The sequence below is a fragment of the Synechococcus sp. R6-10 genome (genome assembly GCF_047461815.1).
GTDB lineage: Bacteria > Cyanobacteriota > Cyanobacteriia > Thermostichales > Thermostichaceae > Thermostichus.
Window position 1 is genome coordinate 1 of the sequence record NZ_JANSHW010000712.1, and the last position, 2,789, is coordinate 2,789.

General features: G+C 56.5%; 2 protein-coding genes. One reads left to right on the top strand and one right to left on the bottom strand.

Features of this window, described 5'->3' with window-relative positions:
- On the bottom strand, nucleotides 1-788 hold a 788-nt coding region (locus NW837_RS15470; protein WP_414332556.1), incomplete at its 3' end, for a LysM peptidoglycan-binding domain-containing protein.
- A 340-nt stretch (nucleotides 789-1,128) separates the two neighbouring features.
- Here NW837_RS15470 and cysS point away from each other — a divergent pair.
- Nucleotides 1,129-2,712 carry a cysteine--tRNA ligase gene (gene cysS, locus NW837_RS15475; RefSeq protein WP_414332558.1) on the top strand — a complete coding sequence of 528 codons (1,584 nt, stop codon included), beginning with the start codon at nucleotides 1,129-1,131 and terminating at the stop codon, nucleotides 2,710-2,712.
- The last annotated feature ends 77 nt before the right edge of the window (nucleotides 2,713-2,789 follow it).

Sequence of the window (2,789 nt, forward strand, 5' to 3'; positions counted from 1 at the left end):
GTGTCTCCCTGCTTGACGGTGTAGATCAATCCCGGCTGGCTGGGGATGAGGAGAACTTGCCCCGGCTTCAGCTCAGTACTGGCCTGAATACCATTGGAGACGGTGATGGCAGCCGCGTCGAGCTGATACATCTGGGTCAGTTGCCAGAGGGTTTCCCCCGGCTGAATTTCATGCTCCAGAATGCCTCTGGGCCCTTCTCCTGTCGGGATTCGCCCTTCTGCGAAGGCTTGGCGCAGCTGCTCCTTTTTCCGCTCGTAGTTTTGCTGCAGAGCGCCAGATAGCGTATGCACAGAGGGTGGGATCGGCTCTACCGCCGGAGACAGGGGGCGATTCAACTGTCGCTGCTGTAGGGTAGCGACTCCGGCCAAGCCCAGCATCAGCAAAAGACCAGTGGCCCAAGCCGGATATCCCCGACGCGTAGGAGCAGAATCCCCCGGCTCTGGATGGGCTGTCTCAGGCTCGGTTGGGCACCTGGGGGTGGCCGGCAGCTGCTCTTCCCCAGCTTCTGCGCAGGGATCCGCCTCCAGCTTCAGAAGCCATACCAGGCCCGTTAAGCTGAGAGAGAGGGCCAAACCAACCCATCTTGGCTTCGACCGCCCAGAGAGAGGGGCTGGAGCCCACTCCAGAAGATAGGTTTCCTCGGCAGATGAATCCGCAGAAGTCCAGGACTGTTCTGAAGGGATCCCTGCCGAGCCCTTTGGGGGTGGGGGGGAAAGGGTGCTCACGGCAGCACCGCGGAAATCCAGCTCCCCGTTTTGGGGATTGGGGAAAGTGGGTTTTAAAGGCATCCTCACACCAACAGGCTGACACTAGAGTGCAAGAGAAGAAGATGTCAAAATGAGGGGCACAAGCCCCTTGGCACCGAGCACCCCTGGGGTGACTCAAGCCGGAGTGGAGTTCGCTAATGAACAGGCTGACTCGCACTCAGGTTAGAGTACCGTAGTTAACAAATCTAGACAAGTCTTGGCAGGTAATTTCAGCCACAATGCTTGCCTCACAATGGTTCCAGCCCTTGGCTCGTTGAGATTTTGTCGAGCCTCATCCGATTCAAGACAAAGTGCGCCATCGTCTTTTTTTGGAAGACAAAGCCTGTTTTGCTGTAGCTGAAACTACAAACTAGGGATACCCATGGATTTGGTTGTCTATAACACATTGACTCGCCGCAAGGAAGTGTTTCAGCCGCTGGCAGCAGGTGGATCTCAATCCGTTTCCGTCGGCAATTCCCAGGGATCCGCAGCTCCGGTTGCGGGGGAGAAGCCCCTGGTGCGGATGTATGTCTGTGGTGTAACGGTTTACGACCTCTGCCACCTCGGCCATGCGCGTACCTACGTGGTTTGGGACATGGTGCGTCGCTACTTGGAGTGGCGCGGCTACCGAGTGAAGTATGTGCAGAATTTTACCGATGTGGACGACAAGATCCTCAAGCGGGCGTTGGAACGTGGCGAATCCATGCAAGCAGTGGCGGAGCGCTTCATCGCCGAATATTTCCAGGACATGGATCGCCTGAACATCAAGCGGGCCGATCTCTACCCGAGGGCAACGCAATCGCTGCAAGCCATGTTCCAGTTGATCCAATCTTTGGAGCTCAAAGGCTTTGCCTACCGGGTACGGGATCCGATTCGACACCAGACCGACCAGTCTTCCCTCCTGCAAGCGGGACACCAGCCAGAGACCCCCGCCTCTGTTCAGTACTCTGTTTACTACTCTGTCCGCAAGTTCCCGGATTACGGCCAGCTATCCGGTCGAAAACTGGAGGAGATGGAGGCGGGAGCCAGTGGCCGGGTAGGAGAAGAAGGAGCTGAGAAACAGGATCCCTTCGACTTTGCCCTTTGGAAAGCGGCCCCCCCTTCTGAGCCGGGGTTTGCCTCCCCTTGGGGTTGGGGGCGACCGGGCTGGCACATCGAATGTTCCGCCATGGTGCGGGAGACCCTGGGAGATCACATCGACATTCACGCCGGCGGGGCAGATTTGATTTTCCCCCACCACGAAAATGAGCTGGCCCAATCGGAGCCAATCACCGGCAAGCCGATGGCCAAGTACTGGATGCACAACGGTTTTCTCAACATCAACGGCGAGAAAATGTCCAAATCTTTGGGCAACTTCACCACCCTGCGACAGGCCCTCGCCGTCTATCACCCCATGGCCTTGCGGCTGTTTCTGTTGCAGACCCACTACCGTAGCCCCATAGATCTCACCGAGGCAGCCATGCAGGCGGCTAGCCGTGGCTGGGAAACCCTCCAGAAAGGGATCCACTGTGCCCAGCACTTCTGCAAAGAAGAAAAGGGATCCCCTGATGCTGAGGCCATGCAAGCCTTTCAAGCTGCTATGGACAATGATTTTGGCACCCCTGAAGCGCTGGCTATCGCCTTTGAATTGGCCAAAGAACTCACCCGCGAACACAACCTGTTCACCCATCAAGGCCAAACCCATCTGGAGCCCCAGGCCCTCAAACAAAAAAGCGCTGCCTTGCTGGAGATTTTGGCTACTTTGGGATTCTGTTGGCCCTCATTCTCTGAATTCGAGGGATCCAAAGAAGCAGCTACAAATGGGGAACTTAACTTTAAAAAAATCGAGGAGCTGATCGCGCAGCGCTCGGCAGCCCGCAAGGCCAAAAACTTTGCCGAAGCCGATCGCATTCGGGATCAGTTGAAAGCCTTCGGCATCACCCTCATCGATCAAAAAGATGGCACCACCCGTTGGCTGCGAGAATAGGGGTTGAGGAGCATGCCTCTAACCCCCAAAACCCTGAACTTTGCTGAATTTACTGAGCTTTAGGCGGTTTGGCAAAA